At 43.5% G+C, this 16954-nt stretch carries 11 protein-coding genes; 2 read left to right on the forward strand and 9 right to left on the reverse strand.

Annotated features, from left to right (window positions below):
* From O3Q51_13155 to O3Q51_13170, 4 genes are all read right to left on the reverse strand, one after another.
* Window positions 1-1301 (reverse strand): hypothetical protein (locus O3Q51_13155; GenBank protein ID MCZ4409761.1); only part of this gene is annotated, 1301 nt, incomplete at its 3' end.
* Window positions 1302-1636: 335 nt separating this feature from the next.
* Window positions 1637-3583: a T9SS type A sorting domain-containing protein gene (locus tag O3Q51_13160; protein MCZ4409762.1), complete on the reverse strand. Its 1947-nt coding sequence runs from the start codon at window positions 3581-3583 to the stop codon at window positions 1637-1639.
* Window positions 3584-3822: 239 nt separating this feature from the next.
* The gene (rpsA, locus tag O3Q51_13165) at window positions 3823-5982 is read right to left on the reverse strand and encodes a 30S ribosomal protein S1 (protein ID MCZ4409763.1); all 2160 of its coding nucleotides are present in this window, start codon (window positions 5980-5982) and stop codon (window positions 3823-3825) included.
* 124 nt (window positions 5983-6106) lie between these two features.
* A complete protein-coding gene (locus O3Q51_13170) occupies window positions 6107-8098 on the reverse strand; it encodes a hypothetical protein (protein ID MCZ4409764.1) in 1992 nt (663 codons plus the stop codon).
* A gap of 94 nt (window positions 8099-8192) precedes the next feature.
* On the opposite strand from O3Q51_13170, the gene O3Q51_13175 reads away from it, so the two are divergent.
* Window positions 8193-9422 carry a 4-hydroxy-3-methylbut-2-enyl diphosphate reductase gene (locus O3Q51_13175; protein ID MCZ4409765.1) on the forward strand — a complete coding sequence of 410 codons (1230 nt, stop codon included), beginning with the start codon at window positions 8193-8195 and terminating at the stop codon, window positions 9420-9422.
* Here the strand turns inward: O3Q51_13175 and cmk are convergent.
* The 5 genes from cmk to O3Q51_13200 all read right to left on the reverse strand — a co-directional run bounded on the left by cmk (window position 9412) and on the right by O3Q51_13200 (window position 15308).
* Window positions 9412-10098 (reverse strand): (d)CMP kinase, encoded by a 687-nt coding sequence (gene cmk / locus O3Q51_13180; GenBank protein ID MCZ4409766.1) that lies wholly within the window; start codon window positions 10096-10098, stop codon window positions 9412-9414. The genes O3Q51_13175 and cmk overlap by 11 nt on opposite strands.
* Before the next feature lie 36 nt (window positions 10099-10134).
* Complete coding sequence (gene porQ, locus O3Q51_13185) at window positions 10135-11172, reverse strand: type IX secretion system protein PorQ (protein MCZ4409767.1); 1038 nt, start codon at window positions 11170-11172, stop codon at window positions 10135-10137.
* A gap of 62 nt (window positions 11173-11234) precedes the next feature.
* Entirely contained in the window at window positions 11235-13682 is a 2448-nt protein-coding gene (gene lon, locus O3Q51_13190; protein MCZ4409768.1) for an endopeptidase La, read from the reverse strand.
* A gap of 96 nt (window positions 13683-13778) precedes the next feature.
* Window positions 13779-14981: a putative sugar nucleotidyl transferase gene (locus O3Q51_13195; GenBank protein MCZ4409769.1), complete on the reverse strand. Its 1203-nt coding sequence runs from the start codon at window positions 14979-14981 to the stop codon at window positions 13779-13781.
* Window positions 14982-15050: 69 nt separating this feature from the next.
* Window positions 15051-15308 carry a type B 50S ribosomal protein L31 gene (locus O3Q51_13200; GenBank protein MCZ4409770.1) on the reverse strand — a complete coding sequence of 86 codons (258 nt, stop codon included), beginning with the start codon at window positions 15306-15308 and terminating at the stop codon, window positions 15051-15053.
* 103 nt (window positions 15309-15411) lie between these two features.
* On the opposite strand from O3Q51_13200, the gene O3Q51_13205 reads away from it, so the two are divergent.
* The gene (locus O3Q51_13205; GenBank protein ID MCZ4409771.1) at window positions 15412-16914 is read left to right on the forward strand and encodes a hypothetical protein; all 1503 of its coding nucleotides are present in this window, start codon (window positions 15412-15414) and stop codon (window positions 16912-16914) included.
* Window positions 16915-16954 lie beyond the last annotated feature (40 nt).

A 16954-nucleotide genomic window follows, 5' to 3' on the forward strand; every position in this document is an offset into this window, starting at 1 on the left:
CATTGAACCTGCGTTTCAACACAAGTTGCAGCTTGCTCGCAAGAATCGTTTACGTTCCAATGTGGGTATAGATCTGCACCTGATGCAGCTGATACAGTAAGAGGACTAAAACCGGCAGCAACTACAGGTCCGTCAAAAGAGCCTGATCGCACTGTGATATAACCACCTTCAACAATCGAAAACTCGATGTCTTCTCCTGCAGGAACGCCAGTTATTGTCGAGTATTCCTCTTGGTAAGAACAAGTAGAGATACCGATCAATTCACCGTTTGGTCCTTCAGCAGTAATATCCGCACTTGCAAAAGCAACTGTGTTTAAGCAGCTGTCGTCTGGAATTGGAGTACCTGCACAAACACAGTCCTCACCCAATACGTCATTTTCAGTATTTTCATCACCATCATCACAGGGGTCACCAATATTTCCATCCGGACAGTCAGTACCACAAGTGAGACATTGAACGGTTGTTTCAACACAGCTGGCATCTTGACCACAAGCCCCGTCTGTATTCCAGTGCGGATAGAGGTCTGCACCACTCGCACCTAAAACAGTAACGGGAGATGTTCCTTGAGCGACAACGGGTCCGTCTACAGAATCAGTTCGTACGGTAATGTAACCGCCTTCAACAATAGCGAATTCAACGTCCGAACCTGCAGAAATTCCTGTTATAGTAGAGTATTCTTCTTGGTATGAGCATGTGCTGATGGTTAATAAAGCATCAGCAGCTCCGGTCAAATCTTCAGAACCAAACGATGATCCATTCAAACAATCACCTGTAAGTGGTTGGCCTGCGCAAACGCAGTCTTCACCAATAACATCTCCAACGGTATTTGCATCACCATCGTCACAAGCGTCACCGATGTTTCCATCAGGACATTCCGTTGCACAAGACGTACACTGCACTGAAGTAGCTAGACAGCTGGAAGCAGTAGCACAAGCGTCGTCTACGGTCCAGTGTGGGAACAGGTTTGACCCGCTGGCACCTGATACGGTAACCGGGCTAAAACCTTCTGCTACAACAGCACCTCCGGCAGAATCTGTTCTGACAGTGATGTATCCGCCCGTTGAAGAAGAAAATTCAATGTCTTCTCCTACAGGTACGCCTGTAATGGTAGAATACTCTTCTTCGTAAGAACAAGTAGAGATAGTGATCAATTCACCGTTTGGTCCGTCAACACTAATGTCAGCGCTACCGAAACTAGCGACGTTTTGACATCCGCCTTGTGCGAATGCGGTTGACGAAATAAATGCGCCAAAAAGTATGGCGCAACAGACTGTCAACATTTTAGTTAAATGCATCTTCATAAGAATTGTTTTTGGTTAATAATTTGGTTAAAGAAGTGGGTATTGTCACTCCATAATAATTTAATTAGTTCGGCTAACCGTCGAATAGGGTCGACAAAAAGCCTTACAAGATCGACAAGTTACAATGGTTTTTGAAAGAATCAAAATCAATAGCAGAAATCATCAGTTTCTGCTATAAAGCATTGATAGTAAATCCAGTGAGATTGGATTTTTTTTGTGGAGATGTACAAGACACTAGATATTGACAAAAAGGCTGACATTTAATAATCTAGCGCAGCGTAATTAAAAAGCCGTCTACCCATAGGGCAGACGGCTTTCAATGAATAACTGACTGCTTATTTTGCAATCATGAATTTGTCATTTACTACTTCGTTTTCAGTAGTCAGACGGTAAATGTACACTCCGTTAGGGAGGTTAGATCCGTCAAACTCGAAACGGTAATCGTTTCCTGCTTGAGCATTTCCTGCAAACAAACCGTCAACAAGACGTCCGCTCATATCGAATACTTCAAGAGTTGTGTAGCTATCTTCTGCAACTGTGAAAGTTACGTTAGACTGACCCTCAGTTGGGTTAGGCAATGAAGAAATTGCTGCTCCACCTGGAGTAGTAAACGGTTGCCAAGTTGTGAATGGACCTGCTACTAGTGGAGTTTGAGAACATCCACATCTCACTTGCCATTCGTAATCTGTGCCAGGCTGAAGAACTCCACCAGGGATGTTGAACGAGCTTGCACCAGCCCCACCGATTATCTGAGCGCCAAGAATACTCGAAGCACCAGCTAATCTAACTCTGATTTGACATCCAATCTGACCTGCAACAGCATCCCACTCCGTTAAGAATGAATTACCAGTGAAGGTAGTGCTAAGGCTTGCTTCATCAACAGCAGGGAATGGATCTGCACAACTAGACTCACAGTCTAGAGATACGGTGATGTCACCAGCGTCGAAATAGGCGTATGTGCGCACGTAGTAGACTCCTGCAGCAGGAGCTTCCAAAGTTATACCTTCTCCAGAACCAGCACTTAAACCAGTGTCTGAACAAGCTACTTCCGTTAGGCTTTCACAATCTCCGGAGTAGATAAAAAGAACTGCGTCAATAAGAGAACCTTCACCAGGTAATACGGTTACAGTGTAATTGTCTGTACCGTTAGCTTGGAATGCATACCACACATCATCAGGAGTGGTTGATGTAAACCCACCACATAAATTATTCAAGCCTTCAGTTTGATTAGCACCTACTGTAGTACCTGTAACGGTAGCGCCACAAGCAAGAAGCGAACTTACATCATCACAGTCATCATTTGCTAATGGCACCGTACCGCCTGCGCAAGAGCAGTCAGGTTGTATAGTTGATCCTTCAGTCAAAGGATCACCATCATCACATGGGTCACCAATGTTTCCTCCGGGACAAGTAGCTGGACAAGTAGTGCACTGAGCTGTTGTTGTTACACAATTGGTTGCTGTTTGACAAGCACCGTCAGTATTCCAATGAGCATACAAGTTATTGCTAGCTGAAGCAGAGAAAGTAAGAGGTGAAGAACCTTGAGCGACAACGGGGCCATTCAAAGAGTCAAATCTTACTGTAATATATCCACCTTCAACAATGGCAAGCTGGTAAGTCTCTCCAGCGACAACTCCAGAGATTTCAGAATACTCAGTTTGAAAAGAACAAGTGCTGATTGTTACAACTTCAGATGCTGCAAGAGAGAGGTCTGCAGATCCAAAAGCAGACGAGTTAAGGCAATCTCCAGTGGCTTGCAATCCTGCGCAAACGCAGTCTTCACCTATCGTATCACCAACAGTCGTTTCATCACCATCGTCACATGGATCACCGATGTTTCCTTCAGGACACTGTGTGTCGCAAGAAACGCATTGAACGGTAGTCACTACACATTGAGCAAGTGTACCGCAAGCATCGTCTGTATTCCAATGTGGGAAGAGGTCTGCACCGCTTGCAGCAGATACAGTGAGAGGGCTAAAACCTTCCGCTACAATCGCACCAGCCGCAGAATCACGACGTACTGTGATGTAACCTCCGTCTCCGTCAGCATCAAGAGTAAACTGAATATCCTCACCTGCAGGAACTCCTGTAATTGTAGAGTACTCCTCTTCATAAGAACAAGTAGAAATACCAATCAATTGACCATTAGGTCCTTCAACGGTAATGTCGGCACTTGCAAAAGCGGCAGTGTTCAAACAGCCACCTTGGGCCATTACGTTAGACGTCATGAAAGCGCCAAATACGATGGCGCAACAGACTGTAAACATTTTAGTAAAATGCATCTTCATAAGAATTGTTTTTGGTTAATAATTTGGTTAATAATACAAAGAGAACTCTCTTTGCGCGGTTTGTGCTTCTCCTGAACCGTCGTATTTTTTAGACTAATCAAGAATTTCACTCCGCCAATTTAGCATGTTAATTCGTTGAATCAAAATAATTGCCAAAAAAAATCCGGATGAAATAAAAAAGCCGCGCTCATTTGAGCGCGGCTTCTGATCAATTTGGATCGTAAGATTAAGGATTAGGATTTTTCCTCTTTATCTTCTTTCGATTTTTTATCGGCTTTTGCAGTAGCCGCTTTTTCGTCTTTCTCCATTTCGTTTTTAAGACCGGCCAGAACATCTAAATCTCCAAGAGTTGTCTTCTCTTGACCTTTTTGGATATTCTGAATTGCCTTAGAAGCTGCTTTAGAAGATGCTTTTCTTTCAGCTGCTTCTTTTGCCTTATTCAACTTAGGGTCTTCTTCGAAAGTTCGAGTATGAGAAACCATGATGCGTCGTTGGTTCTTATTGAATTCAAGAACTACAAACTCTGCACGTTCATCAACTCTAATACTACTTCCGTCCGCTTTCAGCAAGTGCTTAGCAGGAGCTACTGCTTCTACCCCGTAAGGCATGGCAATGGTCGCAGTATTGTTTTCGATACTAGTAACGGTTCCTTCGTGAGTGGATCCTTCAAGGAACACAGATTCGAATACATCCCAAGGATTCTCCTCAAGTTGTTTGTGCCCTAAGCTCAAACGACGGTTGTCTTGATCTACTTCCAAGACTACCACCTCTAACTCATCACCGATATTGCAGAACTCAGAAGGATGTTTGATTTTCTTAGACCAGCTCAAATCAGAGATGTGCACCAATCCGTCGATACCCTCTTCCAACTCTACAAAGATTCCAAAGTTGGTGAAGTTTCTCACGGTAGCTTTGTGCTTGCTTCCTACAGGATACTTCTCAACGATGCTTGCCCATGGATCAGGCATTAATTGCTTGATTCCAAGTGACATTTTTCTTTCCTCTCTGTCGATGGATAGAACCACTGTATCGATTTCATCCCCTACATTCAAGAAGTCTTGAGCACTTCTCAAGTGCTGTGACCAAGACATTTCACTTACGTGAACAAGTCCTTCTACACCCGGAGCGATTTCTACAAAAGCACCGTAGTCTGCTATCACAACTACTTTTCCTTTCACTTTGCTACCTACTTGAACTTCATCACTGATGGTATCCCATGGATGATCGGTCAATTGTTTTAAGCCCAGCGCAATTCTCTTTTTGTCATCATCAAAGTCCAGAATAACCACATTGATTTTCTGGTCGAGTTCAACCACCTCTTCAGGATGATTGATACGTCCCCAGCTCAAATCGGTAATGTGAATCAAACCGTCTACTCCTCCAAGGTCGATGAATACACCATAAGATGTGATGTTCTTCACAGTACCTTCGAGTACCTGACCTTTTTCGAGGCCTCCGATGATTTGCTTCTTCTGCTCTTCGAGTTCTGCTTCGATCAACGCTTTGTGCGATACAACTACGTTTTTGAACTCGTGGTTGATTTTCACAACTTTGAATTCCATCTTCTTTCCTACGTACATGTCGTAGTCGCGAATTGGCTTCACGTCGATTTGAGATCCCGGAAGGAATGCTTCCAATCCAAATACATCTGCGATCAATCCACCCTTCGTGCGGCACTTGATGTTTCCTGTGATGATTGTGTCATCCTCAAGAGCTGCATTCACCTTACGCCATGCTTCGTGCATGCGGGCAGTCTTGTGCGAAATATCCAGTTGTCCGTTTTTGTCTTCAAGACTTTCAACGTATACATCTACCGTATCGCCGATCGCTAACTCTTCGTTGTAACGAAATTCGTTGGCTGTTACGATTCCTTCAGATTTGTAGTTGATGTTGACTACAACTTCTTTTTTAGTGATATCTACAACTGTACCTTTTACCACTTCTCCTTGCTGAACAGCATTCAAAGTGTCATCGTACATTTCATCGAGGCTAGCTCTTTCAGTCTCGTTGTAGTCTTCAGCTCCGTGTTCAAATTTTTCCCAATCGAAGTTAGCAGGATCGAATTCCTCTCTTCCCTCATAAAGGTTGAGTTCATCACCATCTTCATCGTCACGTCCAACTTCTTCTTCCTTCTGACGAGTTACGATGTCGTTACCATCAGGGTCTGCATCAGTATCTTCAGTAGGTGCTTCAGCGGTTGTTTCCTCCACTTCCTCTTCAGCCACAGGAGCAGCTTCTGGAGTCTTTTCAGTAACCTCAGCTTTTGGCTCTTCTGCTTTTGCAGTTTCCTCAGTGCTTTCCGTTACTTTTTCTTGGGTTTCAGCAGGCTTAGATTCAGCAGCTGCTTGAGTATTTTCGGTTTCTTCAGAAACCTTTTTGTCTTCATTTGCCATAGAAAAGGCAGTTCTTTGTATCACAACTTCATGGCAGATGTGAGTAGTGTTATTGAAGAGGCAGCCATGACACCTCATTTTTTAGGAGGCGCGAAGGTAATGTTTTTCAATAACTAACACGAATTTATTCCACTCTTATTTCGATCACTTTACCTACAATATCATTTTTAGGGTAAGGGATATCTCCTTGCGGAAAAGGGGTAGTAGGCCACCAATGTCCATAATGAAATTCTTGGCTTACTACAGGATTCATAGCATTATTGGGAATTTTGGTAATCGATGAATCCATAAAACAGATTCTCTGCATAGCTCCTTTGGTTTCTCCAACCCTCCAAGTAATGCAGGTGGGTTTCCAGTCTATTTCATACCAAATTGGTTGACCTACGGTTTTGTCGTGAGGGTAAGGGTTCTTTGAGGTAACTGCTCTATACCAATCGCCCCATCGGTGGGTGTAATATGTATTGTCACCTTCAATAAAAGTTTTAACGCCGACACCGAATTGACCGGGATCTTTGCAAGCCAAATCCCAGTTGGTGCAAGCTATAATTAAATCGTGATTTGAAGAGGGGTTGTCAAAATCTACCGTATCGGCATAGCCTGAGTAAGATAGAGGTGGCCAGTGATTGGCGGCCTTAACAATTTCGATATCTATTTCGCTGTAAGTCGACCTTGGCCCTCTTTCGGGATTGTTTTGGTCAAAATAGTCCAGCACATATCCTCCACCTGTCTTGCATTCATCTCTGGTGTTCCATTCGTCGAGTGAGAGAAACTTCAGCCAAAAAGCACAGGTCACTCCATTCCAAACATTTTCTTCGCTCAAGAGCTCCGGAAATTCAATCTGTGCCTTAAATTTTCCATAGGTAAATCCGAATCTACCTTCAATTCCACCATTTTCTTTTCTGTAAGGTTTCTCTGAATTCCCCGGGTTTTTAACGAGTATGACATTTTGATCGGCATCATAGGAGGCGTTTTGGCAGGGTTCATCTGCCAGAGCCACGAATGAGTTTTGGTTTCTGTCTGCGTTTTGAGCCCATTCTCTGAATAGTTCCTGCGTCATGTCCGCCGTTACATCCATTGCCTGATCTATGTTATTAAGAGTTGAGTCAAGTTCAGGAGTGTTGATGTATTGGATGAAATGAGCATTTTCAAAGGCAGTCGAATCATTTTCGCATTCACTTCCGGAATAAGATTCTTTAAAATCGAACTTGTCGTAATAGAGGCCCTCATCAGGTCTTAATACTGCATAAGTTCTTAAGTGTTGGTCGCTCTTTTGAACAATAAGTTCCCCTTTTTTCTCTTTTTTCGGAAAGAAATAGAAAGGATTAGACCTAACACCCGTTTCGGGGTTTGTCAAGCTATGATTTAGCGCATAGTCGGGAATAGATTCCATAAGTGATTCCCGACCGATCACCAGCATGAATTCATATAAACCAACTCTGGGATTGTTTCGGAAACGGAGATTCGTGGTATCATTTAATTGGGTGTTTCTCAACGTCCAAATGGCATCAAAACGCAATTGATCTTCTAAACTCTGATTCTTAATAGTTGCTTTTTCTTCTACTGAAGTCAGCCAGTCGGGATTGCTTTGAATGATTTTGATCATTTTGTTGACATCGGTGATGTCAAACTGATTTGATCTTGGGTCGGGTCCGAAAAATCGAGATTCGTTAAAAGGATTTCCCATAATCTTGATTGAATCCTGAATCTCCAGTCGCTCGTTTTCTTTGACGGTTTCTGTGAGTTTATAAAGGGGCACGTCGATACCGGACCATGATCCGTAAAAATTTTCGGAAGACTTTGGGTTGAACTCTCCATCGATGTAATCAGCGTGCATGTAGGAAACATTCCTGTAATAGAGCTTATAGAAAAATCGTTCCGTGGCACCTTTGTTTTGGAGATTGAAATTAAAATGGAAGTAAGCTCTTGAACCGGTCGCTGAGTCTGATGGCAGCGTTATTCCCTTAAACGGCCCTTGGCTCAAATCCATCTCGAGAACCAAAGTATCTGATGAGAGTGAATAGTTTGAGAATATCTCAAAATTCTCAACAGTCATATCAGCCTCTGGCTTAAAACAGCCGCATAATAAGATGAGCAATAGAAAATACGAACCTTTCATTTTTCAAACTTAAAGGATGGGAAAATAGATATTAATGATTTGGAGGAGAAACTTTACTCTAATTTTGCTGTTGAACAGATTAATCCTTTTTTGCATGAAAAGCTTCGAAGTTCCGGAATTCTATCGTTCACCCATTATCGCAAAGGTAAAGGAGTCTCGAAAGATTACTGACCCGAGGAAGAAAGATTTTTCACCTTCCGTTTTGGATTTTGGCCCGGTTCAGTTTTTAGTTCCTCGTCATTTTGGCTTTTGCTACGGTGTAGAAAATGCTATCGAGATTTCATATCGAGCTATAGAAGAGAACCCGGACAAAAGGATTTTCCTTCTCAGTCAAATGATCCATAACCCTACTGTAAATGCAGATTTGGAAAGTAAGGGTATCAAATTTATCATGGACACCCAGGGAAATCAATTTGTGGATTGGGATGAACTTAGAGCTGATGATATTGTCATCATCCCCGCCTTTGGCACGACAGTGGAGATAATGGAATTACTCGCAGCAAAAGATATTCAGGTGGAGAAATACAATACCACATGTCCCTTTGTGGAGAAAGTCTGGAAACGATCAGACCAGTTGGGAAAAAATGATTTTTCTGTAATAATCCATGGTAAGATCAAGCACGAAGAAACAAGAGCAACCTTTTCGCATAGTTACCAAGGAGCTCCATCCGTTGTGATTTTAAACATGGATGAGGCGGTGACTCTTGGTCAGTTTATTCGGAAAGAGCGACCGATGAGTGAATTTTACGAAGTATTTGCAGGGAAGTATAGCGAAGGTTTTGATCCGAGTAAAGATCTCGAAAGGGTAGGGGTGGTCAATCAAACCACCATGCTCGCAACGGAAACGCAGGGAATAGCAGATTACTTTAAGCAAACGATGATTGATCTCTACGGGGAGGCTGAGTATAAAAATCACTTCGCCGATACCAGAGATACCCTTTGTTATGCTACCAATGACAACCAAAGAGCAACTTTGGGTGTTTTGAAAGAAGGAGCAGATCTGGCCTTGGTGGTAGGTGGATACAATAGTTCCAATACCTCTCACATCGTCGAACTTTGCGAAGAAAAGATGCCGACCTATTTCATTAGCTCAAAGGACGAAATCAAGAGCAAAGAGGAGATTCACCACTTTAATTACCCCGATAAGAAAATGGAAGTTTCAAAGGACTGGTTAATGCCAAAGTCCCCTTTGCGTATTGTTTTGACCAGTGGAGCTTCTTGTCCCGATGCTACGGTTGATGCTGTTATGCAGACCATAATTTCATTTTTTGATGGAACTAGAAATCTGGAAGAAGTACTTGAGGAGGCGCTTGTTACGCCTTAATAAAACTATGAGCCCATGCAATTACTAGTTCTAATTGCTCTAAAGGTGTCAGGTTCGTATTGTCCAGCACACGTGCATCGGTCGTTTGAATGAGCGGATTTTCCTTTCTATTCGTATCCATCTGATCTCTATGAGTCAGATTTTCCCTCACTTCATCGCGGGTAAGTTGTTCGCCTTTTGCCTTGAGTTCAGCAAACCTTCTTTCTACGCGGACTTCAGGATCTGCCGTCATGAAAATCTTTAATTCGGCATTTGGCAATACGGCGCTACCAATGTCTCTTCCATCCATTACTACGCCTCCCTTTTCTGCCGTTCTTTGCTGCATCACGCGCAGCTTCCCTCTTACTTCGGGAATGCGACTGACTTGACTCACCAATGAAGAAACTTCGAGTGTACGAATCTCGTCTTCCACTTCTTCTCTATTCAAGCGGGTTGTGTTAACTCCATTTTTATTGATGAAGTCAACGTCAATAGAAGAAAGGGCAGCAATTAGACCTTGCTCTTTAACTTCCGCGTTCCGGGTCAACTTATTTCGGATGGCGTAGAGCGTTACTGCTCTGTACATCGCCCCGGAGTCTATGTAAGAGTATCCCAGTGCTTTTGCAAGGCCTTTGGCTAAAGTACTTTTTCCACAGGATGAATAGCCATCTATGGCTATGTTGATCTTTCTATCCACGGCTGGCGAAGATAGGAATACCGGCTTGGAATGCAGTTATGACTTTTTGAAATCGTCGAATTTGAATCCGAGGGTAAAATGATTACTTACCCCGGCTACACTATAAGCAGCGCGTGCGTAGCTGATGTGGATTTTTGCAACTCGAAGACCGAGTCCATAGGTGATTCCCGCTCCGCCCGGATTGTCATCAATTTTCAATTGTTGACGACGATTGTAGTTATAGCCAAGTCTTAAATTGAAGTTCTCCGTGAGTAGAATTTCAGCATTGAAGACCAAGTGTCTCATCAGGTTTACACCAAAACCTCCCGGGTTTGTCACCACTTCTTCTCCTGTGATTGGATCAATTTCAGTGATGGTCTGTTCCGGTGTTAAATCCCAGCGTTGAAGGTTTTCTCCAACAATAGAAAATCGAATGGGTGCTTTGGCAAGCCTTTTTGAGAAGGCTGCCTGAATCTCAAAAGGCAACCTTTCATTCACACCACTGCGATAGCTGCTTAGGGAGGTGCCCAGATTCTTGATTAATACGGTAGCGGTAAAGAGTTTCTCAGTATTGTAGTATGTGCCACTGAAGTCGGCAGCCAAAGCAGTGGCTTTGTATTCGGCCAATTCGCTGAGGATAAATTTCAAATTTCCACCCACCGAAAATCGATCGTTGATTTGCCGTCCATAACCTCCTTGGAACAGGTATTCGCCTGCATTGAAAGAGCCGATTACTTCTCCTGTTTCTGAGGTCATGGAAAAGTCACCGTAGCCTAAACTCGTTATCGCCGCGGAAAATGTTCCTACACTATCAATGTGCTTCGCGTAGCCCGCATGAATGATATTGGCTTCGCCGAAAAAAGGAGTGTATCCGAAAACGATTTGATCAGAAGTCGAGGAGTCGAGTAAAGATGGAGCGAACAGTCCAAGGTTGAGGTCGCCATCCTTAACGGCAATTGCATTTCCACCCAAGGCCGCTATTCTGGCAGGTGAAATGGTTTGTAGAATTTGAAAATTGGCTTGACCATTATCTTGGGCAAAGACTTGGACAAAACCAGATAGCACAAAGGCTATCGATAGTAACCGCTTTAACATCTCGATGCAAAAAACGCAAAAAAACTCGGTCTATTGCCGAATGGGAAAAAACTTGTAGGGCCCTAAGCCACCTTAAGTGGTTCCGATACTTTTTGAGTCAATAAAGCTTTCTCAACCACGTCCATCATATCGTCTACAAAATGGAAAGTCAAACCGTTGAGATACTTTGGGTTGATCTCTTTCAGGTCTTTCTTATTTTTTGTGGACATAATGATTTCCTTGATATTTGCTCGCTTGGCGGCAAGGATTTTTTCTTTCACTCCACCCACGGGAAGGACTTTTCCGCGTAAGGTGATTTCTCCGGTCATTGCTAAATACTTCTTCACTTTTCGCTGAGTGAAGATTGATGCCAATGCTGTAAGTATGGTGATTCCCGCTGATGGGCCGTCTTTCGGAGTGGCTCCTGCCGGCACATGAATGTGCACATTCCAATTATCGAAAACCTCTTGATCCAATCCAAGAACATCGCTGTGTGACTTCAAGTATTCCAAAGCAATCATGGCAGACTCTTTCATCACATCACCTAAGTTCCCTGTCAGGGTAAGCTTACCTTTTCCTTTGGTAAGTGAGCTCTCGATAAAAAGAATGTCACCCCCCGTTGGAGTCCACGCCAAACCGGTAACCACTCCGGCTACGTCGTTGTCTTGGTATTTGTCTTTGGCATGAGCAGGACCTAGAATGTCTTCCAACTGTTCCAAAGAAACGGTAGCAGTGAACTCTTCTTCCATGGCAATCTCTTTGGCTCTGTTTCGAACCAATTTGGAAATTTTCTTTTCCAAGCTTCGAACTCCTGATTCATTCGTGTACTCTTCAACGATTTTTTCCAAAACGGGCTTCCCTACCTTGATCATATTCGAGTCGAGTCCGTTTTCTTTGATCTGCTTTGGCAAAAGGTGTCTTTTGGCGATCTCCACTTTCTCCTCCACAGTGTAGCCATTCACCTCAATGATTTCCATTCTGTCGCGCAAGGCGGGGTGAATGGTGTTCAGACTATTGGCAGTGGCTATAAACATAACCTTCGAAAGGTCGTAGTCGAGCTCAATATAATTGTCGTAGAAGGTTGAGTTTTGCTCAGGATCGAGCACTTCCAGCATAGCAGATGAGGGATCACCGTGTGAATCTCTTCCTAGCTTGTCCATCTCGTCCAAGATGAAAACAGGATTGGAAGTACCTGCCTTCTTGAGGTTTTGAATAATTCTTCCCGGCAATGCACCGATGTACGTTTTTCTATGTCCGCGGATCTCAGCTTCGTCGCGCAGACCTCCCAATGACATACGCGCATATTTTCTTCCAAGTGCTTCTGCAACTGATTTTCCCAAACTCGTTTTACCCACACCCGGAGGTCCGTAAAGGCAAAGGATCGGCGATTTCATGTCGCCTTTTAGCTTGAGTACAGCCAAGTGCTCGATGATTCTTTCTTTCACCTTCTCCAATCCGTAATGGTCGCGGTCTAGTATTCGCTGTGCTCTCTTGAGATCAAATTTATCTTTAGAATATTCTTTCCAAGGAAGATCTAAAAGAGTCTCGAGGTAATTCAATTGCACCGAGTAGTCTGCCCCCTGTGGGTTCATTCTTTTCAAGCGATCCAGCTCTTTGTGAAAGGCTTTCGCTGTTTTCTCATTCCACTTCTTTTTGGCAGCCCGCTTGGTCATCTCCGCAATAAGCTCTTCCTGCGGATTTCCACCCAATTCTTCTTGAATGGTCTTCATCTGCTGGTGGAGTAAGTATTCTCGCTGCTGCTGATCAATGTCAACTTTCACTTTCGACTGGATGTCATTTTTCAGCTCGAGCATTTGCAGCTCTTTGCTGAGGTATTCCAGTACCAATTCAGCTCGCTTGCGCAAATCGGCGATTTCCAAAAGTCTCTGCTTGTCCTTTACTTCGGCGTTCATATTGCTCGAAATAAAGTTGACCAAGAAACTGTGGCTTTCGATGTTCTTAATAGCAAACTGTGCCTCCGAAGGAATATTTGGCGAAAGCTTGATGATGTGGAGAGCCAAGTCCTTGAGTGAATCAACCAACGCTTGGAATTTTTTCTTTCCTGTCTCCGGTTTGATCTCTGGAAACTCTGTCACTCTGGCCTTGAGGTAGGGCTCTTCCGTAACGGGTTCAATCAGCTCAAAGCGCTTCTTACCTTGAATGATAACGGTAGTGCTTCCATCGGGCATTTTTAGGAGTCGCATGATCTTTGCAATCGTACCGATTTTGTTCAAATCCTCAAATTGCGGGTCTTCAATGGATTGCTCCTTTTGACTCACTACACCGACCATTCGCTTGCCTTTGTAGGCTTCCTGAATCAGTTTAATGCTTTTATCTCTTCCTACAGTGATCGGGATAACCACGCCTGGAAAAAGTACAGTATTTCGAATCGGAAGTATTGGCAGTTCAACAGGAGTCTCCTCGCTGTTCATCTCCTCTTCGTCTTCGTTTGTTATTAATGGGATGAACTCCGTCTCGTTGTCCACTATGTCCTGTAATTCGCGAGGATCCCAAAGTTTATTTTCGATCATATTCTTCTAGTCCAAAGTGCGCCAATCTGTCAGAAAGGGCACTCGATTTATAACAATTGAACAAAAGTCAAGCGTCGTGCCAAAGTCGATGGGAGTCTATTTTCGGTACTTTCTGTCGTGTTCTGCCACGTGATGAAAGACATCTTTGTCACGTTTTGAAAGTTTTAGTCCTCTGCGAGACATCATGGCACCTGCTGCTTCTTCAGCCTTGTCCATTCTGAATTCTGAAAATCCCTTCTCGGGAGAACCCCAAGAGAAAGAAGGAATGAATTTTTCGGGGAATCCTCCTCCAAAAATGTTCGCACACATGCCCACTACCGTTCCCGTGTTGAACATGGTGTTGATCCCCGCTTTTGAGTGGTCGCCCATGATCAAGCCGTGGAATTGACGTCCCGTAGGTACAATTGCCTCGCGAGAGTAATCCCAGACTTTTATCTCACCGTATGTATTCATCAAGTTTGAGGTATTGGTGTCTGCGCCGAGGTTGCACCAAGATCCGATAACGGAATTCCCGAGATAGCCATCGTGGCCTTTGTTGGAGTAGTCGTTCACAACCGAATTCCCTACTTCTCCTCCCACTTTACAGTGTCTTCCAATAGACGTATCACCATAGATTTTGGCTCCCATTTTAAGCGTGGAGTTTGCGCCAAGCGAAAATGGCCCGCGAATCAAACTGCCTTCCATTACCTCAGCATCTCGGCCAATGTAGATAGGCCCTTCGGAGGCGTTGAGAACGCAGTGACTTAATTTGGCTCCTTCTTCCACAAATATTTCATCTCCTTTGGTAGAGACGTCATTGTCGAAACTCATGCTGTGGTAGTTTTTTGAAAGTCGCTTGAAATCTGCTCGCAGAATCTCTCCGTTGTGAACAAAAATATCAGATGGTTTTTCGATTACGGTCAGGTCATAATTGAAGTGAACTTCTTCTCGCTCAAAGTGGGTAAAGGAGATAGCTACTCCACTATCGATTCTGGCTTGTACTTCTTCTATCTCCGTTTTACTAGCCTTTACGGCGATAAATCTTCCTCGATGAGTTAATATCTGATCTTGATTGAGATCTGCTATGGCCTCAAGCAGTTCTCCATTGGGAATAGCTGAACCATGAATGAGAAGGTTGAGTTCCTCTGCATTTTCTCTTTGGCCCAAGTAGGAAGCTGTTAAGACAGACAACCCCGTTTGCAGTTTATTTTCCCATTTATCTCTTATGGAATCGATACCCACCAGTAAATCGCAAGCAGGCCTTGAGAAAGTAAGAGGCAATAGTCGTCTTCGGTCTACATCTATGAGAAATGTCTTCATGGAACCAAAAGAAAACAAAAAAGCCTTCCCGATGAAGAGAAGGCTTCCAAAAAAACGATTATGTCGAAATTATTTCTTTTCGAATTTTGCGTAACGCTTGCGGAATTTATCAACCCGACCCGCGGTATCAACAAGTTGCATTTTACCGGTGAAGTATGGGTGAGATTCACTTGAAATCTCCAACTTCACTAGTGGATACTCGTTTCCGTCTTCCCATTTAATGGTTTCTTTAGACTCAACGGTTGAACGTGACAAAAAGGCAAAATCGGCTGCGATGTCCTTAAATACCACTAATCTATAATCTTCAGGATGAATTCCTTTTCTCATGACACTATTATTATTCGGGCTGCAAATGTACGCAAACCTTTTAATTCTAAAAATACTCTGAGCAAAATTGTAATATTGTCGGCAGAAAAGGAGTTATAGCCTAGTGGAAATTCGATTAAAGCGGTTTTATTACCCAACTATTTTAGCCATTCTTCTGGTTTCGTTCCTTGTCACCGGTTGCGACAAAGAAGAATTCAACACATCTCCTGATTTCAGGTTAGCATTTTCTACCGATACGGTAAGTTTTGATACCATATTTCAAAGCGTTGGCTCTGCCACTCAACTTTTGAAGGTTTACAATCGTTCCGATGAATTCGTGACGATTGACCGAATCTCGGTAATTGACTCTTGCGATAATTACGATCCCTTTCGGCTTAATGCCGACGGTATTTCGGGTTCGACCGTCAGAAATATCGAAATTGGTCCGAATGACAGCGCCTTCGTTTTCGTTGAAGTAACGATCGATCCCGCGCAGCTTTGCTCAGCGCTTGAGCTGGGCGTGATAGAATTTTCGACCAATGGAAATTTACAATATGTTACGCTTTTTGCCTACGGCCTCGATGCCATCTTCTATACCCCAACGGTATTTCCAACGAACGGCCTTCCTGCTTACACTCTGATAGATCCTGATCCGTGTGCTACAATCACATGGACCGCCGAAAAACCTATCGTTGTTTATGGTTATGCCGTCGTTGACTCGTGTCAGCGCTTGATTGTGGAACCTGGCACACAAGTCTACTTTCATCAAGGTGGAGGCCTTTGGATTTTTGAAAACGGATCTATACAAGCGGGTAGCACCGATGGCGAAGCCGTTGTATTCCAAGGCGATCGATTGGAACCATTTTTTGATGAGGAGCCAGGGCAATGGGATCGAATTTGGATTTTAGGAGGCACGGAAAACAACTCTTTTGAGAACACCATTATAAAGAACAACTTTATCGGAATTCAGGTGGAGCCTTCTCCATTCGACCCGGGTATTTCCAATGCTTTGGTTGATAATAGGCTCATTTTGAGAAATGTTGCCATTCGCAACAATTCAGTTGCAGGAATTTTTAGCCGAAACTATCGTATAGAAGCTGAAAATCTGCTAGTTAGTTCCGGTGGACAAAACCTTCTTGCAGCTACAGGTGCCGGTCAATACCGGTTCGATCACTGCACTTTTGCCAATAATTGGTCGGCTTCCACTCGTCAAACTCCTGCTGTATTTCTGACCAACCTTTACCAAGTCGACTCTCAAACCCTTGGGGTTGGGAATATTTTAAATAGTCGATTCCGCAACTGCATTTTTTATGGAAATGGCCTGAACGAACTTGGTTTTGATTTTGAAACGAGTTCTGCTGATGTTGATCTCAGCATCGATCATACATTAATCAGAATGCAAGAGGATGATTTCCTTGAGCTCGATCAATCGTATTTTGATGAAGGAATATTTGTAGGTTTTGACCCGGGGTTTGTGAATTTTTCAGGAGGTGATTTCCGATTGAGAGAAGATGCTTTTGTACGCGGAATTGGTACTAATCAAGGTAGTCTTCCCAATCGCGACATAGTAGGTACATTTTACAATAACCCAAGACCCCTGGGTTGTTTTGAGTATTTACCGGAGTAGAAACTAGAGGTCAGATAGCAGATTTCGGATCGTTGAATTT

It is taken from the genome of Cryomorphaceae bacterium 1068, from assembly GCA_027214385.1.
Classification (GTDB): domain Bacteria; phylum Bacteroidota; class Bacteroidia; order Flavobacteriales_D; family Cryomorphaceae; genus JAKVAV01.